Source organism: Spiroplasma endosymbiont of Tiphia femorata (assembly GCF_964020225.1).
GTDB lineage: Bacteria > Bacillota_I > Bacilli_A > Mycoplasmatales > VBWQ01 > Spiroplasma_E.
This window is the reverse complement of the sequence record NZ_OZ026544.1, coordinates 154,362-172,045: the sequence shown is the minus strand read 5'-3', so window position 1 is coordinate 172,045 and position 17,684 is coordinate 154,362. Positions and strand designations below refer to the sequence as shown.

Annotated in this window: 17 protein-coding genes; 16 read left to right on the top strand and 1 reads right to left on the bottom strand. The window is 24.4% G+C overall.

Annotated features, from left to right (window positions below; genetic code table 4):
* Positions 1–646: 646 nt before the first annotated feature.
* The 14 genes from AACK83_RS01015 (at position 647) to fba (ending at position 15,448) form a co-directional block, all read left to right on the top strand.
* On the top strand, positions 647–1,648 hold the full coding sequence (locus AACK83_RS01015) for a hypothetical protein (protein WP_338958813.1): 1,002 nt from the start codon (positions 647–649) through the stop codon (positions 1,646–1,648).
* Positions 1,649–1,899: 251 nt separating this feature from the next.
* Positions 1,900–3,045, top strand: coding sequence for a hypothetical protein (locus AACK83_RS01010; RefSeq protein WP_338958811.1), 1,146 nt, complete (start codon positions 1,900–1,902; stop codon positions 3,043–3,045).
* Positions 2,988–3,383, top strand: a complete 396-nt coding sequence (locus AACK83_RS01005; protein WP_338958809.1) for a hypothetical protein — start codon at positions 2,988–2,990, stop codon at positions 3,381–3,383. The genes AACK83_RS01010 and AACK83_RS01005 overlap by 58 nt, the downstream gene beginning before the upstream one ends.
* A gap of 82 nt (positions 3,384–3,465) precedes the next feature.
* The gene (gene ychF / locus AACK83_RS01000; RefSeq protein ID WP_338958806.1) at positions 3,466–4,563 is read left to right on the top strand and encodes a redox-regulated ATPase YchF; all 1,098 of its coding nucleotides are present in this window, start codon (positions 3,466–3,468) and stop codon (positions 4,561–4,563) included.
* An 85-nt stretch (positions 4,564–4,648) separates the two neighbouring features.
* Positions 4,649–5,152, top strand: coding sequence for a hypothetical protein (locus AACK83_RS00995; RefSeq protein ID WP_252319777.1), 504 nt, complete (start codon positions 4,649–4,651; stop codon positions 5,150–5,152).
* Positions 5,153–5,166: 14 nt separating this feature from the next.
* A complete protein-coding gene (locus tag AACK83_RS00990; protein WP_338958804.1) occupies positions 5,167–5,826 on the top strand; it encodes a hypothetical protein in 660 nt (219 codons plus the stop codon).
* A gap of 14 nt (positions 5,827–5,840) precedes the next feature.
* Positions 5,841–6,611, top strand: a complete 771-nt coding sequence (locus AACK83_RS00985) for a hypothetical protein (protein WP_338958803.1) — start codon at positions 5,841–5,843, stop codon at positions 6,609–6,611.
* A gap of 53 nt (positions 6,612–6,664) precedes the next feature.
* On the top strand, positions 6,665–8,110 hold the full coding sequence (gene gltX, locus AACK83_RS00980; RefSeq protein WP_338958800.1) for a glutamate--tRNA ligase: 1,446 nt from the start codon (positions 6,665–6,667) through the stop codon (positions 8,108–8,110).
* A gap of 190 nt (positions 8,111–8,300) precedes the next feature.
* Positions 8,301–9,494 carry an HD domain-containing protein gene (locus tag AACK83_RS00975; RefSeq protein ID WP_338958797.1) on the top strand — a complete coding sequence of 398 codons (1,194 nt, stop codon included), beginning with the start codon at positions 8,301–8,303 and terminating at the stop codon, positions 9,492–9,494.
* Positions 9,495–9,525: 31 nt separating this feature from the next.
* Positions 9,526–10,617 (top strand): hypothetical protein, encoded by a 1,092-nt coding sequence (locus tag AACK83_RS00970; protein WP_338958794.1) that lies wholly within the window; start codon positions 9,526–9,528, stop codon positions 10,615–10,617.
* 83 nt (positions 10,618–10,700) lie between these two features.
* Positions 10,701–12,341 (top strand): arginine--tRNA ligase, encoded by a 1,641-nt coding sequence (gene argS / locus AACK83_RS00965; RefSeq protein ID WP_338958791.1) that lies wholly within the window; start codon positions 10,701–10,703, stop codon positions 12,339–12,341.
* 51 nt (positions 12,342–12,392) lie between these two features.
* Positions 12,393–12,800, top strand: coding sequence for a DNA-directed RNA polymerase subunit delta (gene rpoE / locus AACK83_RS00960; RefSeq protein WP_338958788.1), 408 nt, complete (start codon positions 12,393–12,395; stop codon positions 12,798–12,800).
* A 36-nt stretch (positions 12,801–12,836) separates the two neighbouring features.
* Positions 12,837–14,441 carry a CTP synthase gene (locus AACK83_RS00955; protein WP_338958785.1) on the top strand — a complete coding sequence of 535 codons (1,605 nt, stop codon included), beginning with the start codon at positions 12,837–12,839 and terminating at the stop codon, positions 14,439–14,441.
* A gap of 137 nt (positions 14,442–14,578) precedes the next feature.
* On the top strand, positions 14,579–15,448 hold the full coding sequence (gene fba, locus AACK83_RS00950; protein WP_338958782.1) for a class II fructose-1,6-bisphosphate aldolase: 870 nt from the start codon (positions 14,579–14,581) through the stop codon (positions 15,446–15,448).
* Position 15,449: 1 nt separating this feature from the next.
* Here fba and AACK83_RS00945 read toward each other — a convergent pair whose 3' ends face one another.
* Positions 15,450–15,689, bottom strand: coding sequence for a PCC domain-containing protein (locus AACK83_RS00945; protein WP_338958781.1), 240 nt, complete (start codon positions 15,687–15,689; stop codon positions 15,450–15,452).
* Positions 15,690–15,893: 204 nt separating this feature from the next.
* Here AACK83_RS00945 and rpiB point away from each other — a divergent pair, with 204 nt between their 5' ends.
* Positions 15,894–16,322, top strand: a complete 429-nt coding sequence (rpiB, locus tag AACK83_RS00940; RefSeq protein WP_174480264.1) for a ribose 5-phosphate isomerase B — start codon at positions 15,894–15,896, stop codon at positions 16,320–16,322.
* 37 nt (positions 16,323–16,359) lie between these two features.
* Entirely contained in the window at positions 16,360–17,661 is a 1,302-nt protein-coding gene (glyA, locus tag AACK83_RS00935; RefSeq protein ID WP_338958778.1) for a serine hydroxymethyltransferase, read from the top strand.
* Positions 17,662–17,684: the final 23 nt, after the last annotated feature.

The following is a 17,684-nucleotide window of genomic DNA, read 5'->3' as shown; positions in this document are numbered from 1 at the left end:
AATAATAATAGTTGGTCCCCACTCCGGGGGTCTATATATACTAGTTTCCAATCCGCTCCCACCCCAAGGATTACCATTTATGGTTAGTATATTTTATTAGGTATCACTCCACTTTTTATTTATTCATGCAAGTCCACATGCTAGCTACTATTTTTAACAACTGTGTTGTAGTTCACTTTTTTAGTTCCCTAACACGTGTTGATAATAGTGCTAAAGACGGTTATTAAAAATTTTAAAATTTTACAATTACAAAAAAAGACAAGAATTTTATTCTCATCTTTTATCATTTATTTTTAATTTAAGGGTTTAAAAAAGAAAGGAGCTATTTTTAAAACTTTTTAGTTACCGACAACATCGGTACGCTCCCTTAGATTTTGAAATTAAAAAAATAGATAATGTAATAGAAGAATTTATTAAATTAAGTAATGAAGATAAAAAAACAGTTCATGCTTTATTACAAACACAGCAACAATGAGAAAAAAATATTGCTGATTGAAAAAATAAAAAAGAATTATCTGATACAGAACGTTTAGCAGGTATTAAAAAAGATAAAAAAGAATTAGAAAATGTAACTAAAAAAATCGAAGAAATTTTAGTTAAAAATGAAGAACATAAACAAAAAACACTTAATAGTTTACTTATAGATATGAAATTAGTTAATAATTTACAAATGTTAAGTTATTTACAAAAGAGTTTATTTTTAAAAAGTAAAGAATATTTAATAGCAAGTGATGTTTTTTATCAGGTACATAATTCATTTTCACTTCTTTCAATGCAAAATATTGAGAGATATGTAAAAAGTAAAAATCCAGATAACATTTCTCCTCCTATTGGTTCAATTGCTGAAATTGATAATTTACTAAATGATAATTTTTCTGAGTTTGTTGGAATATATAAGTTATTACCAATTGAATTTCAGAGTAGACCAGTCTATATTGTTTCTAAATTATTAAATCTTTTAGATAACTTTAAAAAAATAGAAATGAATAAACTTTTAGGACAAGAAATTATTATTGATGAAGAACATATGGCAAAAGTTTATCTTTCTCTATTAAACTTTTCAGATTATGAAGGATCTTTTTCACAATTTGTATGATTAAGCAATGATTTAGAAATAAAATTATCAAAGTCTGTAAAAAATAGTAAAGAATTTAAAGTATATAAACAAGAATTAGAAGATTTAAGGGTTAAATTTTGAAAATCGTATGATTTTACTACATTAATTAATGAATTAGTAAATGTTTATTTTCCTAGTGAAAAACAAGAAATTTTACCTAAATTTAGTTTAGAAGAACACTTTTTATTAGAAGAACAAATATTACAAACTAATATTCTTAAAGACAATGATAGTCATAATATAGCAAAATTAAAACTTATGAAAGCTAATAATATATTAAAAACAAATCAGAAACTATCAGAAGGTTTTCAAAAAGAATTATCTGATGCATTTCAAATTTCAGAAGAAAGAGCAAAAATAAATTTAGGTAAATGAGAAGTTAATGATATTATTGCAGTTAATAGTTTGGTTAATATTGATGCTATTAAAGAAAATGAATTAGTCTATTTTAAGGTTTTACAAAAAAATAGAGATAATTTTACTGTTATTATTCAATATTTAAATTCAAAAAAACATGAGACTATAAAATAAGAGATATTACAATTAATAATTGTAAATCATTTAATTTTACTTTTTCTAAAGAAAATCTAAACTTCCTAAGTCAAGAAGAAATCATTGATTCACAAACATTAATAAATGATTATATAACTTGAAAAGATAAAACAATACCAGAATATGTATTATTATTACTGGAAAAACTTAAAAAAATTAATGATCCAATTTTAGGTTTTGTAAAAGTTAATAACCAAAATTCTTTTAATTATTGAGAATGAGAAATTAATTTGCAAAAAATTAAAGAAAAATTATTAGAGATTATTGATAAAGAAATAATGAATGATAAGCAGTTAATAGAAGAAGGTCAATTGATACATTTAGAACGTTTAAGAAATAATGAAGATTTAAGATATGTTATTAGTAATAATATTTTAACGTTTGATTTTACTGAAAATAGTAAAGAAAAAATTAAAAGTTTAAAAGAAAATGTAAATAAAACAAGTGTTATATTTGATATTAGTTATCATTCAAATTTTTTAGGTAATTATAAGAAACAAACATCTGCAATTAATTTTAAAATTAATAGAGATAGTTCAATTGCAAAAAAAAGATTAGCAGCCATAAAAGAAGAGGTTAGCAAGATAAGAAATTCAGTAGTAGTAGTTAATAGTAAGATCAGAACCGTAGCTAATGATTTACGTGACTTACACAATAGTATTCTTAATCTTTTACAAACTAAAAAACAAGAATGGGAAACATTAAGTAATCATACAAATTTAAATGTTCAATTTCAAAATCAACGAGTAATAGCAAAATTAAAATTAGATATTGAACAACTTAATGAACAATTAGTTAATATTAAAGATAAAATTTTTAAATTAAGTGCCCAAAAAGTAGAAAATTCATTGTTTTATAATGATTATATAACTTTTATTAGATATTATGATCGAGTTACCGAAGATACACCTTCAGATATGAAAAAATATTTGTATTGAGATAAAAACTATCAAATTATTAAAAATAAGTTAAAAATATATAGTGGTTATAATAATTTTGATGATTATAAAACAGTGTCTTTAAATAAAATTAATAATATTAAAGATATTGACATTGAAAATTGTAAAAAATCTTTAGTAGAATTATCAAAAACAAAATTTAAAAAACTTAGTTGACGACAGAAAATAATAAATAAAATATCTTGAACATGAAAAAAAACAAAAATAGCTATTAAGACAGTTAAAGAAAATAATACAAAAAATTTTGGAACTTTAATTGTAAATTTAAATGATAATAAAACATCAATAGATGAAATAAGCGTACCTTATCAAAGACAAAGTATACCAGAACTATTACCAACATCTGAGCCTTGAGATGAATGAATAATTGAAAAAAACCTAAATTATCACGTTCAAATAGTACTGATAGTGCGATAAGTTCACTTTCTTCTGAATTTGAAGAAAATGATTATTCTATTATTGATATCGATAAAATATTAAGAGAACTTAATAGTTATAGTTTTCCACAGTATAGTGATTTAGAAAGCAGTACTGAATCATCTCGTCAAGAATTTAATCATTGTCTTACTAGAACAGCATCTAGTGATAGTGGCATTTGTTCTGGTCAGATTACTCCTAAACCAGTTAGTACAAATCCTTTTGATGATGAAAGCGATGATGAAGAACTTGCTGGTAATACTATTAATGAATCTAATAATTTAGTAAATACTGTACCATTACCATCCAAATCAACTTCAAAATTAAATTTTTCTTAATTGATAATTAATTTTATATTTTTCTTTATAATTTATATGATACGATGTAATCATATAAGTAAAAGAAACAGGTGTATATTATATGTTAACTGCTGGTATCGTTGGTTTACCTAATGTAGGTAAATCAACATTATTTAAAGCCATTACCAATTCACAAGTATTAATTGAAAATTATCCTTTCGCTACTATAAAACCAAATATTGGTAGCGTTCCAGTCAATGATTCAAGAATTTTAAATTTAATAAAAATCTTTAATCCACAAAAAGTTGTACCAACAATTTTAGAATTACATGATATTGCCGGACTTGTCAAAGGTGCTAGTAAAGGTGAAGGATTAGGTAATCAATTTCTTGCTAATATTAGAACAGTTGATGCAATATGCGAAGTTATTCGTTGTTTTGATGATATTAATGTTAGTCATGTTGAAAATAAAATTGATCCAATTAATGATTTTGAAATTATTGAATTGGAATTAATGTTAGCTGATCAAGAAGTAATAAGTAAACGAAAAGAAAAAGTTCGTAAAAAATCGCAAATAACTAGAGATAAACAAGGTATTGCTGAGGTAGCTTTATTAGAAAAAATTAATAATGAATTAAACAATGGTGTTGCTATTCGTAATCAAAAGTTAAGTTCAGAAGAATTACTAATGATTAAACCTTATAATTTTTTAACTGCTAAACCAATAATTGTTATTGCTAATATTAATGAAAAAGATTTAATAACTAAAACCAATAAATATGTTGAACAATTACAACAATATATGAGCAAAAAAAATATTACTGTAATTGTTGTTTGTGCTAAGACAGAATGTGAACTTTCTGAATTAGAAGCAGAAGAAAAAAAAGAAATGTTTAAAGAGTTAAATATTTTTGAATCAGGAATTGATCAAATTGTATTAGCAACTTATAAACTATTAAATTTAGGTACTTATTTTACTGTTGGACCCAAAGAAGTTCATGCTTGAACTTTTATTAAAGGAATGAAAGCACCAGAGTGTGCTGGTATCATTCATACAGATTTCATGAAAGGTTTTATTAGACTTAAAGTTTATAATTATCAAGATATAGAATTATTGGGTAGTGAAAAAAATGTTCAGGAAAAGGGAAAAATGAGAGTTGAAGGTAAAAATTATATAGTTGAAGATGGTGATATTTGTCATTTCCTTTTTAATGTTTAGTTTTAAGATAATATTAATTATAAAAAGGTTATAGTTTTGTTATAATTAATTTGAAAATATACTAGCAAGAAAGGAAAAAATTATTATGTTAAAAAGTAATTTACAAAATCCTGATTCTGACATTCAAGAAAACAATTATGTTCCAAATAAAAAAACTAAAAAGTTTGATGTTCTTAATAAAATAAAAGTTTCAAGGGCTTTACTTTTTTGATCACCAATTGTGCAAATTATTGGTAGTATTGCTTTTTTAATACTATTAATAGTTAATGCATTTGTTGGGCAAAAAATGGGGTTTGAATTTAGTAAACTGCAATTAGCTTTATCATTATCATATGTTGGAATTGCAATTTTAGTTAGTATTATTTGTTTTATGATACCAGCAAAGAAACTTAAAAAGAAATCTTCATTTAGAATTACTGCTATTTCAACATTAATATTATCAACATTAATGTTAAGCGGTAGTCTAGTTTTTTGATCAATACCAGTATTACTATTTTTTTCATTAATATCATTAATTGTATGAATATGTGAAGTAATAGCAGCGATTATTTTAATTTTAGTAGTTGAAGAATTGCCTAATGAAAAATAAAGTAGGTGAAAATAATGAAAATTAAAGATTTAGATAATATTAAAAACAAAGAAACATATTTTATTCCATATGAACAAAAGACTAAAAATGCATATTTTGTTTATTTGGCAATATCAATAGTTCTTTTTTTATCAGTTTTTATTTTTTCTTTATTTGCTGCTATTAATGTATCAAAATATAAATTATATAATGTAAAACTTACTGATTTTAATTATCCTATTTTGAATTTATTTTATGCTCCAATTGTTTGTTTAATTGCAATTACTGTAAGTATGATTTTATTAATATTTGCTCCTAGAGTAAGTATTGTCTCTTCAAAGTATAGCAGTAGAATGTTTTATACTGCTTTTTGATTATTAATTCTTAGTGTAATGTTAAGTTCAGAAGTACAATTAACTTATATTTCACAATCTGGAATATTATATAATGAAAATTATCATTGAATTAATCCAATTATTGCAAGAATATTTATTATTTTTAGTCTTTTTTTAATTTTGATTACACAACTATTTTTTTGAATTATGCGTAGAAAGTTTACATTTATGAACTCAGATTATAAAATTTATACTACTAGAAGTATGGAAAAAAAACAAAGACGAATTAGAAAACAAGAATTAAAAAAAATTAAAAAACAAGAAAAGGAATTTAGTAAAAAAACTTTGAATATTAAATAAGGGGGGGCAGATTTATGAGAATTCGTAATTGGTGGTTTATTAGTTTTTATTTATTATTAAGCACATTTATTATTTATGAATTATTTTTTTTAATTGCTTTGTCAAAAAATACAGCTTTAAAAGATTTATATTATTATGGTTTTGAAATTGCAGAACCTTCACCAAGTTTTAATCCTTCAAGTTATACTGCAATTTATTATTTACCAGTAATAGGTTTAGTTGTAAGCAGTTTCGGTTTGATTAGTTGTATTTTTACGGCAAGAGTTTTTCTTGAAAAATCTCCTCGTTTTAAATTTGTATTTTTAGTTGTAAACTTTATAATTTTTGTTGTTGGATTTTTGATAAGTTTTTCTGGTCAATTGCTTTATTGTGAATGAAGTAATGATAGTGCACAAATAATACCTAATAGAGGAGGAACGATTGAAGTACCAAGCTTTTATTATAGAAATTGAGTTTCTTCAACTATTGTTTGATCAATTTTTGGTTTTTATTTTGCATTACTTGTTGCAGCAGTTATTTTATTACTTAAATTAAATTTAATTAATGTTCAAACATATCACTTTTATCGTCAACGTATTGAAGCAGCAATTGATTTTGAACCAGAATTAAAACAACCATTACCAAGTTCTAATGAATTTGATCCAAATGATACACAGACTATTACAATTTTTCTTGATGAAGAAGTAAATGAAAAATTACAATCTAAAACTAATCGTAAAAAAATAATGAAATCCTCTAAAAATAATAATAAAAAATTAAATTCTAAAAAAAGACTAATAAAGTAGAAAAAAAGTTAATAAGATTAAAAAATCTTAAATTAAATAAAGATGGTGAAAATATGAAAATTCGTGTACGATATGCACCTAGTCCTACTGGGTATTTACATATTGGTGGTGCTAGAACAGCATTATTTAATTATTTATTTGCAAAAAATAACAAAGGAGATTTTATAGTTAGAATTGAAGATACTGATTTAGAACGTAATATTGAAGATGGAATTAGTTCACAATTAGATAATTTACGTTGAATGGGAATAATTCCTGATGAAACTATTGATTTACCAGGTAAATATGGTCCTTATAAACAAACTGAACGTTTAAATATATATATTCAACATGCATTAATACTAATAAAAGAAAAAAAAGCATATTATTGTTTTTGTACACCTCAATATCTAGAAGAAATGCGTAAGAAACAAGCAGATAAAAATATTTTAGCTTTCCAGTATGATGGAACATGTTTAAAATTAGAGCAGTCTGTAATTGAAGAAAATTTACAAAATAAAATTTCATATGCTATTAGAGTTAAAATTCCCACTAATAAAAGTTATAAAATTAAAGATTTAGTTCGTGGTAATGTTGAATTTAATTCAGTAGACTTAGGAGATTATATTATTATTAAATCAAATGGAGTGGCTACTTATAATTTTGCTGTTGTTATTGATGATCATTTAATGGAAATAAGTCATGTTTTTCGTGGTGAAGAACATTTGTCAAATACACCAAAACAATTAGTTATTTATGAATATTTTAATTGGAAAATGCCAATTTTTGCCCACTTAACATTAATTGTTAATAATAAACGTAAAAAATTATCAAAACGTGATGGTAGCATTATCCAATTTATTCATCAATATCGTAAAGAAGGATATTTGCCAGAAGCAATTTTTAATTTTATTGCTTTATTAGGATGAAGTTCGCATGAAGAAAAAGAAATTTATACTAAAGAACAATTAATTAAATTATTTACCCCAAAATATTTAAGTAAAGCACCAAGTATGTTTGATCCAGAAAAATTAGTGTGAATGAATAATTATTATATTAAAAGATTAAATGTTGAACAATACTTAGCTTTAGTTACACCTTTTATTAAAGAAAAATATAATTGAAATAGCAAAACTATTGAATGATGAAAAGAAGTATTATTAATTTATCAATCACAGTTAGAATATGGTAGTCAAATTAATGAATTGGTAAGTTTATTTTTTAAAAATAATTTTAAGGTAGATATAGAAGCAAAGACTTTTTTGAATGATAATGAATGTAACTTAGTTTGTACAGCATTTATTAAAAAGATTATTGATTGTAAAAATTGAACTAGTGATAATATTAAAAACATTATTAATGAAGTTAAAAAAGAAACTAATGTTAACGGTAAATTATTATTTATGCCAATTAGAATTATTACAACAGGACAAATGCATGGACCTGATTTAGTTAGCACCATTAAACTATTAGGTTATGATACCATTATTAATAATGTTAAATTAAATTTTAAATATTAAAGAAAAATAAATATTATTACTTATATAGAAAATATAATATTTGCTTTTGTTATAAATAAAAATTATAAAATTGTTCTTTTTACTCAAAATAATTACTAAAATAGAAGAAAAATTTTATATTATGTTACTATTAAAATAAAAAATTAATAATACCTAAAATTTATAAGATATTAATGAGAGGTTAAAATTTATGTCAAGCAATAATTATAAAGTAACTTTTATTCGTGACGCTATACACAAAAATATTAATATCAGCGAACCCGTTATTCAGGCGTTAATATCTTGTAAAGAATTTCAAAGATTAAGATGAATTAATCAACTTGGTGGTGTGCAAATTGCTTTTCCTAATGCAACTCATACTAGATATGTTCATAGTATCGGTGTTTACCATATATTAAATCGTGTTCTTAGTGAAGTTGAAGGTTCTTCTTTATTAACTAAAGAGGAAAAAACAAACATTAAAATTGCTGGTTTATTACATGATTTAGGACACGGTCCTTTTTCACACACTTTTGAAAAAATCATAAACCTTAATGTTAATAAAAAAGAAAATTTTACTCATGAAGATTATACTTGTGCTATTATTAATGATAATAGTACTGAAATTAACATGATTTTAAAACAATTTAATATTAATATTAATGCTATTATTGGTATCCTTAAGAAGGATTATAAAAATTATCCTAAATATCAAATTCAATTGGTATCATCGCAATTAGATTTTGATCGTATTGATTATTTAATGCGTGATGGATATTTTACAGGAGTTGGTTATGGAAGTATTGATATTGATTGAATTATTACGAATATGATAATTGATATTAAAGAGGGTTTAGTTTTTTCATACAAGGCAATTTCTGCTATTGAAAATTATTTAATCACAAGGTTCCATATGTATTCTCAAGTTTATTATCATAAAAGCGGAATTCTTTTTGATCTTAATTTACAAAAATTATTTTCAAGAATAACTGAATTATATTTTGATAAAACTTATTCATTTAAAGTCAATATTCATGATTTTATTGCTATTTTTGAGGGAAAAAGTGTTGAAATACAAACATATTTAAATTGAACAGATGCTACTTTAATTAAGTTAATGCAAGATATTATTAATTTTGAAAAAGATAATGAGTTAGTAAAAATATCAAAAGTAATTTTATTTTGTTTTAACTGAGAAAATGAATTGTTGTTATTAACAAGTCAAAATAACACTAATGTTATTGGCGTTAAACAAGATTTAAAAAATGTACTTTATTATTTTAAAAAAGATCCAATTATTATTAAAACAAAAAACGAAGAATATATTACTTTAGAAAAAATCTCACAAATTTTGCAAGATCCAATTAAAGCACCAAATACAATTTATTTTTTAAAAAAGAAATAGAAATTTAAAAGTATTATAAAATGAGGTAATTATGAAAATTTTAAAATCAATTAATAAAATTTTTGAGTATCCAAATATTTTAGATTTAACGCCAGGAGATTTTTACTTAAATTCACATGAGTATCATTTAGCAACGCAAGAAGTAATAGTGATATTGGGTGTATTAATTAATAAAGAAAAAATTGAAAATGCTATTAAAACTTTAAATTTTACTTGAATAAATTTTAAAGAAAAAGTAATTGTTTATTTTTCTATTTTTGCCTACCTTATAATAGGTAATGAATATAATGATTTAAAATCAGTTAAAATAAATCAAATTAAATTTAAAGATAATACGTTAAAAATTAAATTTAAAGAAACATTACTTACAATGATTAATAAGTTTCCAAGAACTTTGCATTTAACTAATGTTTTGGGTAATGATAATGATCGCGCTAATATGTATGCAGTTAACGCTATTTTAAATATTAAAAAAGGGATTGGATATGATAATTTTCATATTACTCTTTTTTCAGTATATCAATCGTTAGAATTAAAATTAAAGCATTGTTTAAGAAAATATATTCAAGTTGAACCTTCAGCTAGTAAGAAAAAATTTAATTTTCATAATTTAATACGATTGATTAAATTAATTAGTACTACAAGAGTTGAAAGTGAGGAAATGAGTAAAATATTATTAAACTTAAGAGAACGTTTGCGTTATTTTGAACAAATTAATCCTGGCGGTCAAGCAGCAAGATATGAAGCTGAGATAAATCATAATTATTTTCATAATTTAAATTCGTATATAATTAATGAACAAGAATTACTAAGTAATTTTGTCAAGGCTTTAAGTTTATTACAAGAATTATATTTAAAATTAATAGAATTATATAAAGATGATAATACTAAAGTTAAAATGCAAAAAAAAATTGATTTAGAATTAGTTAAAGTTTCAGGAATTAAAATCGAAGATGATCCAAAAAAAATTAATGATAAATTAAGAAATGTGCTTGATAATCAAATTTTTGGTAACTATCAAGAATTAATTGATTTAAATTACAATGATGTTGCTATTTTGGAATTTTTAATCAGAATTGGATTTATACAGTATGTTAATGATACAATTGAACAACTTTTATAAAAAAGTATTTATTTTTACTTTTTTATATGATATAAATTAAATTTATGAGTATAATATTTTAGATATTGAAAGGGGTCTGAACTGTGGACAGTTATGTTATTAATGAACTCACTACTATTATTCTTGATGCAGTAGCATTTGCAAATTATGAAATAGAATTGAATCAGGTTGTTATTGAAATTAATAAAAATAATGACTTAGGTGATTATTCTACATCAATAGCAATGATATTAGCAAAAAAATATAAACAAAAACCATTAGACATTGCTGAAATTATAGTTAAAAATATTCATCAGAAACACCCATTAATTAAAAAAATTGATTATATTACTCCTGGTTTTATTAATATTAATATTAATGTTGAAGTATTTAGTTTGTTATTAATGAAAATTATTAATGTGAAATCATTATATGGTCAATCTAATAAAAAAAATATTACTTATAATATTGAATTTATTAGTGCTAATCCAACCGGACTTTTACATTTAGGACATGCAAGAAATGCGGCTATTGGTGATAGTTTAGCTAATATATTAGAACATAGAGGATATAATATAGTTAGAGAATACTATATTAATGATGCTGGTAATCAAATTAATGTTTTGGCCAATTCAATTTTCATAAATTATCAAAATCTTTGTGGCAATGCTGTTGAATTACCAAAAGAAAGTTATCGTGGTTCTGAAATTTTAGCTGCTGCACAATCATTTTTGAAATTAAATGGTAATAAATTTGCAAATAAACCTTTTGATGAAACTTCTTCTTTAATTTTTAAAGAATTTGGTATTAATTATATGCTTTCAGAAATTAAAAAAGATTTAAAAAAATTTAAAGTTAAAATTAATATTTGATTTTCTGAATCATTTTTATATAAAGAAAATATTATTTCTAATTTAATCAAACAATTTGAAATGCAAGGCAATACTTATCAACTTGATGGTGCTATTTTTTTAAAAACTACTTTATTTGAAGATGATAAAAATCGTGTAATTGTTAAGAAAGACAAAACTTATACATATATGCTTCCTGACTTAGCTTATCATCATATTAAATTTCAACGTAGTGATATGTTAATTAATATTTGAGGAGCAGATCATTATGGCTATATTCCACGAATTAAAGCGGGATTATATATGCTTAATAATGATGCCACTAAACTTGATATTTTATGTATGCAAATGGTAAAGGTTATTGATAATGGTAAAGAACAAAAAATGTCAAAAAGAGCAGGAACATCAATAACTTTAAGACATATGATAGATTTAATTGGAAAGGATGCTTTACGTTATTTTTTAGTATCAAGATCAGTTGAATCACATCTTGATATTGATTTAGCACTTGCTAAACAACAATCTAACGAAAATCCTGTTTATTATGCTCAATATGTTCATGCGCGTATAAATCAAATTATAGAGAATTATCCAAAATTTGAAATTGCAAATAGTATTAATTTATTAACAGAACAAAAGGAAAAAGAATTATTGATTACATTAGATGAATATATAATTATTTTGCAAAAAATTGAAAAACAGCATCAACCACATTTGCTTACAAATTATATTCAAAAATTAGCTAAGTTATTTCATTCTTATTATAATAAACATAAAGTTATTAGTGAAGATCAACAATTAACAATTCAACGATTAACATTAGTTTTAGCAATAAAACAAATAATGGCAAATGCTTTAAATTTAATTGGTGTGGATGCGCCTAAAAAGATGTAAAAAATATATTTTTTATTATTTATAATATACAATTTAGAAGGTGATTAAGAAATGCAAAACAAACAAACATTAGTAGAAGTAGCATATAGTTTTTTATGCAAAAAGAAAAAAAGCAGTTTTAATGAAATTTGAACACATGTTAAAAAACAATGTAATATTTCTAAAGAAGATGAAGAAAAAATTGCTGGTGAACTTTATACTGGAATTATTTTAAATACCAATTTTTTCTTAAAAAATGATAAACTTTGATATCCACGTAATGAAGTCTCATTAGAGGAAATTAAAGAACATATGACAAGAGTAGAAATTCCAAGTAATACAAAAGAAGAAATTGATAGTACTGAAACAGTTACAGATAATGATGAAACTATAGATTTAAGTGAAAACGTAGAAGATGAAGATGATGATTTAAATACCATTAGTATTCAACCATTAGAAGATAGTTATGATGATGAATAATAATGATATTATTAATTAATATTTAGGAGAAAACTAATGAATTCAAAGTATATATTTATTACTGGTGGTGTTGTATCATCTTTAGGTAAAGGAATTACAGCAGCATCGCTTGGGCGTATATTAAAGCAAAAAAATATTAAGATTTTTATGCAAAAATTTGACCCTTATATTAATGTTGACCCAGGTACTATGAGTCCTTATCAACATGGTGAAGTATATGTAACTAGTGATGGTGCTGAAACTGATTTAGATTTAGGTCATTATGAACGTTTTATTGATGAAAATCTGACTAGAGACTCCAATATTACTGCCGGAAAAGTATACCAAACTGTTTTAAAAAAGGAACGCGATGGTTTTTATGAAGGGAAAACTGTACAAGTTGTACCACATGTTACTGATGAAATTAAAAAACATATTTTTAATTCCGCAATTAATAGTAAGGCTGATGTTATTATTACCGAAATTGGTGGAACAGTTGGTGATATTGAATCATTAGCTTTTATTGAAGCCATTAGACAAGTTAAAAACGAAAAAGGTCATGAAAATGTTATTGTTATTCATACTACATTAATTCCTTATTTACATTCGGTTGGTGAATTTAAAACGAAACCCAGTCAACATTCAGTAAAAGAAATATTATCATTAGGTATTCAACCTGATATTTTGGTTTGTCGTAGTGAAACTATGCCACCCGATCATATTTTTGATAAATTATCTTTATTTTGTAATATTAAACGCAGGCATGTTTTAGCAATTCCTGATTGTGATAATATTTATAAAGTGCCATTATCTTTAGAACAACAAAAAATTGATGAAGTAGTTTCAGAATTATTAAAATTAAATAAAACTAAACCAGATATGTCAGAATGACATACAATTGTTAAAAAGTTAGATAATATTAATCAAGAAGTTACTGTTGGTATTGTGGCAAAATATTCGAATTTAAGTGATGCTTACTTATCAGTAATTGAATCATTGAAAATTGCAGGTTATAGTCTTAATACTAAAGTTAATTATAAAATTATTAACGCTGAAAGTTTAGATAGTAAAAACATTAATTCTATGCTTTCTCCTTTCCAAGCAATAATTGTTCCTGGTGGCTTTGGTAATCGTGGTGTTGAAGGCAAAATCAATGCAATTAATTATACTCGAGTTAATAAAGTTCCTTTCTTGGGATTATGTTTAGGTATGCAGTTAGCTTGTATTGAATATGCTCGTAATGTATGTAATTTACAAGATGCTAATTCTACTGAATTTAATGAAAAAACTAAAAATCCTATTTTTGATTTATTACGTGGCAAAAATAAAAATGATCAAATCGGGGGAACTTTAAGATTGGGTAATTATCCAACCACTTTAATTAATGATTCATTAGCAAAATCTCTTTATAAACAAACTATTATTATTGAACGTCATCGTCATCGTTATGAATTTAATAATAGTTATAAAACATTACTTGCAAAAAATGGATTAATTTTTAGTGGTATATATAATAAAGAAGATTTGGTAGAAGTGATTGAGTTGCCAAAAGAAGTACATCCATTCTTTATTGCAAGTCAGTTTCATCCTGAGCTCACATCAAGAATTAATAAACCAAATCCTTTATTTTTAGGATTAATTAAAAGTATTATTAAAAAATAATGATAAAGTAAGAAAATTTAATTTTAAAATTGTTATAATTTTTATGAATTGTATATTCTCAAAATATATATGCAACTAGATTTTTTATGAAAATATATAATATAAGGTTATAATATTTTAAGAAAGAAGGAAAAGAAATGAATAAATTTGTTAGTGCAAAAAATATGATTGATAAAGCAAAAGCAGGTAAATATGCCGTTGCTCACTTTAATATTAATAATTTAGAATGAACAAGATCTATTCTTGAAGTTGCACAAGAAACTAAATCATCTGTTATTTTAGGTGTTTCAGAAGGTGCTATTAAATACATGGGTGGATTTAACACAGTTGCTAGTATGACTTTAGCGCTATTGAATGATTTAAATATTACTATTCCAGTGGCATTACATTTAGATCATGGTCAATCAGTAGATTCTTGTAAGAAAGCATTAGATGCTGGTTTTAGTTCTGTTATGTTTGATGGTTCTCATTTAGATTTTAATGAAAATATAAAAGGTACCAAAGAAGTAGTTGCTTATGCTAAGAAAAAAAATGCATCTGTTGAAGCAGAAGCAGGTACTATTGGTGGTGAAGAAGATGGAGTTATTGGTAGTGGTGAGATTGCTAGTGAGGAAGATTGTAAATCATTAGCAGCTTTAGGAATTGACTTTTTAGCAGCCGGAATAAATAATATTCATGGAAAGTATCCTAAAAATTGAGATGGTTTAAATTTTGATGTGTTAAAAAATTTATCAGTAGCTTCAAATAAGCCAATGGTATTACATGGTGGTTCTGGAATTCCAAAAGATCAGGTTAAAAAAGCTATTAATTTAGGAATTAGTAAAATTAATGTTAATACTGAATTACAAGAAGTGTTCGCCGCAGTTATTGAAAAATATGTTACGGAAGGAAAACTTAATGAAGATAAAGGGTTTGATCCTAGAAAAATTTTTAAGCCAGGAATGGAAGCAATTAAACTTAAAGCTAAAGAATTATTAACAGAATTTGGTTCATTAGGAAAATCTTAAATTAAGATAAATTTCAAATATGAAAATTACTTTTATTATCAATAACTTGTGATATTTTTTCATTACTTAAAATATCAATTATTACTTCAGCCTTAATAGCAACTTTCGCGTCTAACATATGACCACCAATTACGTTAAAATTATCATCACCAAAAGTAGTATGGCAATGAATAATTGGTTTATTTCTATCTTTTTCAATAATTAATGCATACTTATTTCCGATCATTTTTTTAATTTTCATAATAAGAATCTCACCTTTCTTTTAGCAGTATTTTAACATATTTATTAATAGCAATAATGATTAAATTTGATTATTATAGGAAAAAATATTTTTCTTTTTGTAATAAAAATTATTTTAAAAAGAAAATATATTAATTTTAAAATTAATAGGTATAATAAAACTAATATTTAAACTAAGGAAGTGATAAAGTTGAAAACTAATGGTTTAGTAATTGCTATTGGTAATGATCATACCGCTTATGAATTTAAACAACCAATTATTAAATTTTTACATACAGAAGGCTATCAAATTTTAGATTTAGGAACAAATAGCAGTGAGCCTGTTGATTATCCTAATTTTGGTTTTAATGTTGCTAATGCTATTGTTAGTAAAAAAGCAGATTTTGGTATTGTAATTTGTGGTACTGGTATTGGTATTAGCATTGCTACCAATCGTATTAATGGTGTTCGTTGTGCCCTTTGCTATGAAGAAGAAACAGTAAGATTGGCAAGACTTCATAATGACGCTAATGTTTTAGCACTAGGTGCTAGAATTATTTCTGATTATAAAGCAGTAGAACTTGTGAAATTATTTTTAAATACTAAAACAAGTGATGAAAAAAGACATCAATTAAGAGTTGCAAAACTAAAATAATTTTACTATTAAATTATTAAAGAGAGGATGTTTAAAAATGGATAAATCTTTTAATAAGGGTCTTGACCCAGAATTAAAAAAAATTGTGAAAGATGAATGACAACGTCAACAAAATCATATTGAATTAATAGCTTCAGAAAACTATGTATCACCAGCTGTACTTACACTTGCTGGAACAATATTAACTAATAAGTATGCAGAAGGTTATCCGGGCAGAAGATATTATAATGGTTGCGAAAATGTTGATAAAATTGAAAATTTGGCAATAGAGCGTTTTAAACAATTATTTAATTGTAATCATAAACCAGGTCAATGTAAAAAAGGTAATTTTCATGCTAATGTACAACCTCATTCTGGTAGTCAAGCTAATGCTGAAGCATATGCTGCTATATTACGTCCAGGTGATACTATTCTTGGTATGGAACTTGATGCCGGTGGTCATTTAACTCATGGTTATAAAATTAATTTTTCTGGTAAAATTTATCACGGTGTTAATTATGGTGTAAGTAAAAAGGATGAATATTTAGATTATGATGAAATTTTAAAAATTGCTAAAGAATGTAAACCAAAAATTATTGTAGCAGGAGCTAGTGCTTATTCAAGACTTATTGATTGATCAAAGTTTCGTAAAATTGCCGATACTGTTGGAGCATATTTAATGGTTGATATGGCGCATATTGCTGGATTAATTGCTGCTGGATTACATCAAAATCCTATTTGTTATGCTGATATTACAACAACAACAACTCATAAAACATTAAGAGGACCACGTGGTGGTGCTATTCTTTGCACCGAAGAATTAAAAAAGAAAATTGATAGTGCGGTATTTCCCGGTAATCAAGGTGGGCCATTGGAACATATTATTGCAGCAAAAGCACAAGCTTTTTATGAAGCATTAACGTCAGAATTTAAAACTTATCAAATGCAAGTAATTAAAAATGCTCAAGCATTAGCGAAAACTTTTCTTGATGCAAAATTTCATGTAGTGGCGGGTGGAACTGATAATCATTTATTAACTGTTAATGTTACTAATATTAACGGTTTAAATGGTAAAGAAGCTGTTGATATTTTAGAAAAGATTAATATTGTTGCTAATAAGAATGGTGTTCCCTTTGATCCTTTACCAGCTGTTATTACTAGTGGTGTTCGTTTTGGTAGTCCAGCAATGACAACGAGAGGTTTTAAAGAAGAGCAGTTTATTGAATTAGGAAAGATTATTATTAGTGCTTGAAAATTACCTAAGGGTATTAATGATGATGGTTTAAATGAATTAAGAAAAAAAGTTGATATGCTTTTAAATAAATTTCCCATTTATGAAAATATAAAATTACCTCAATAATAAAATAATTATTTTATGTTTGG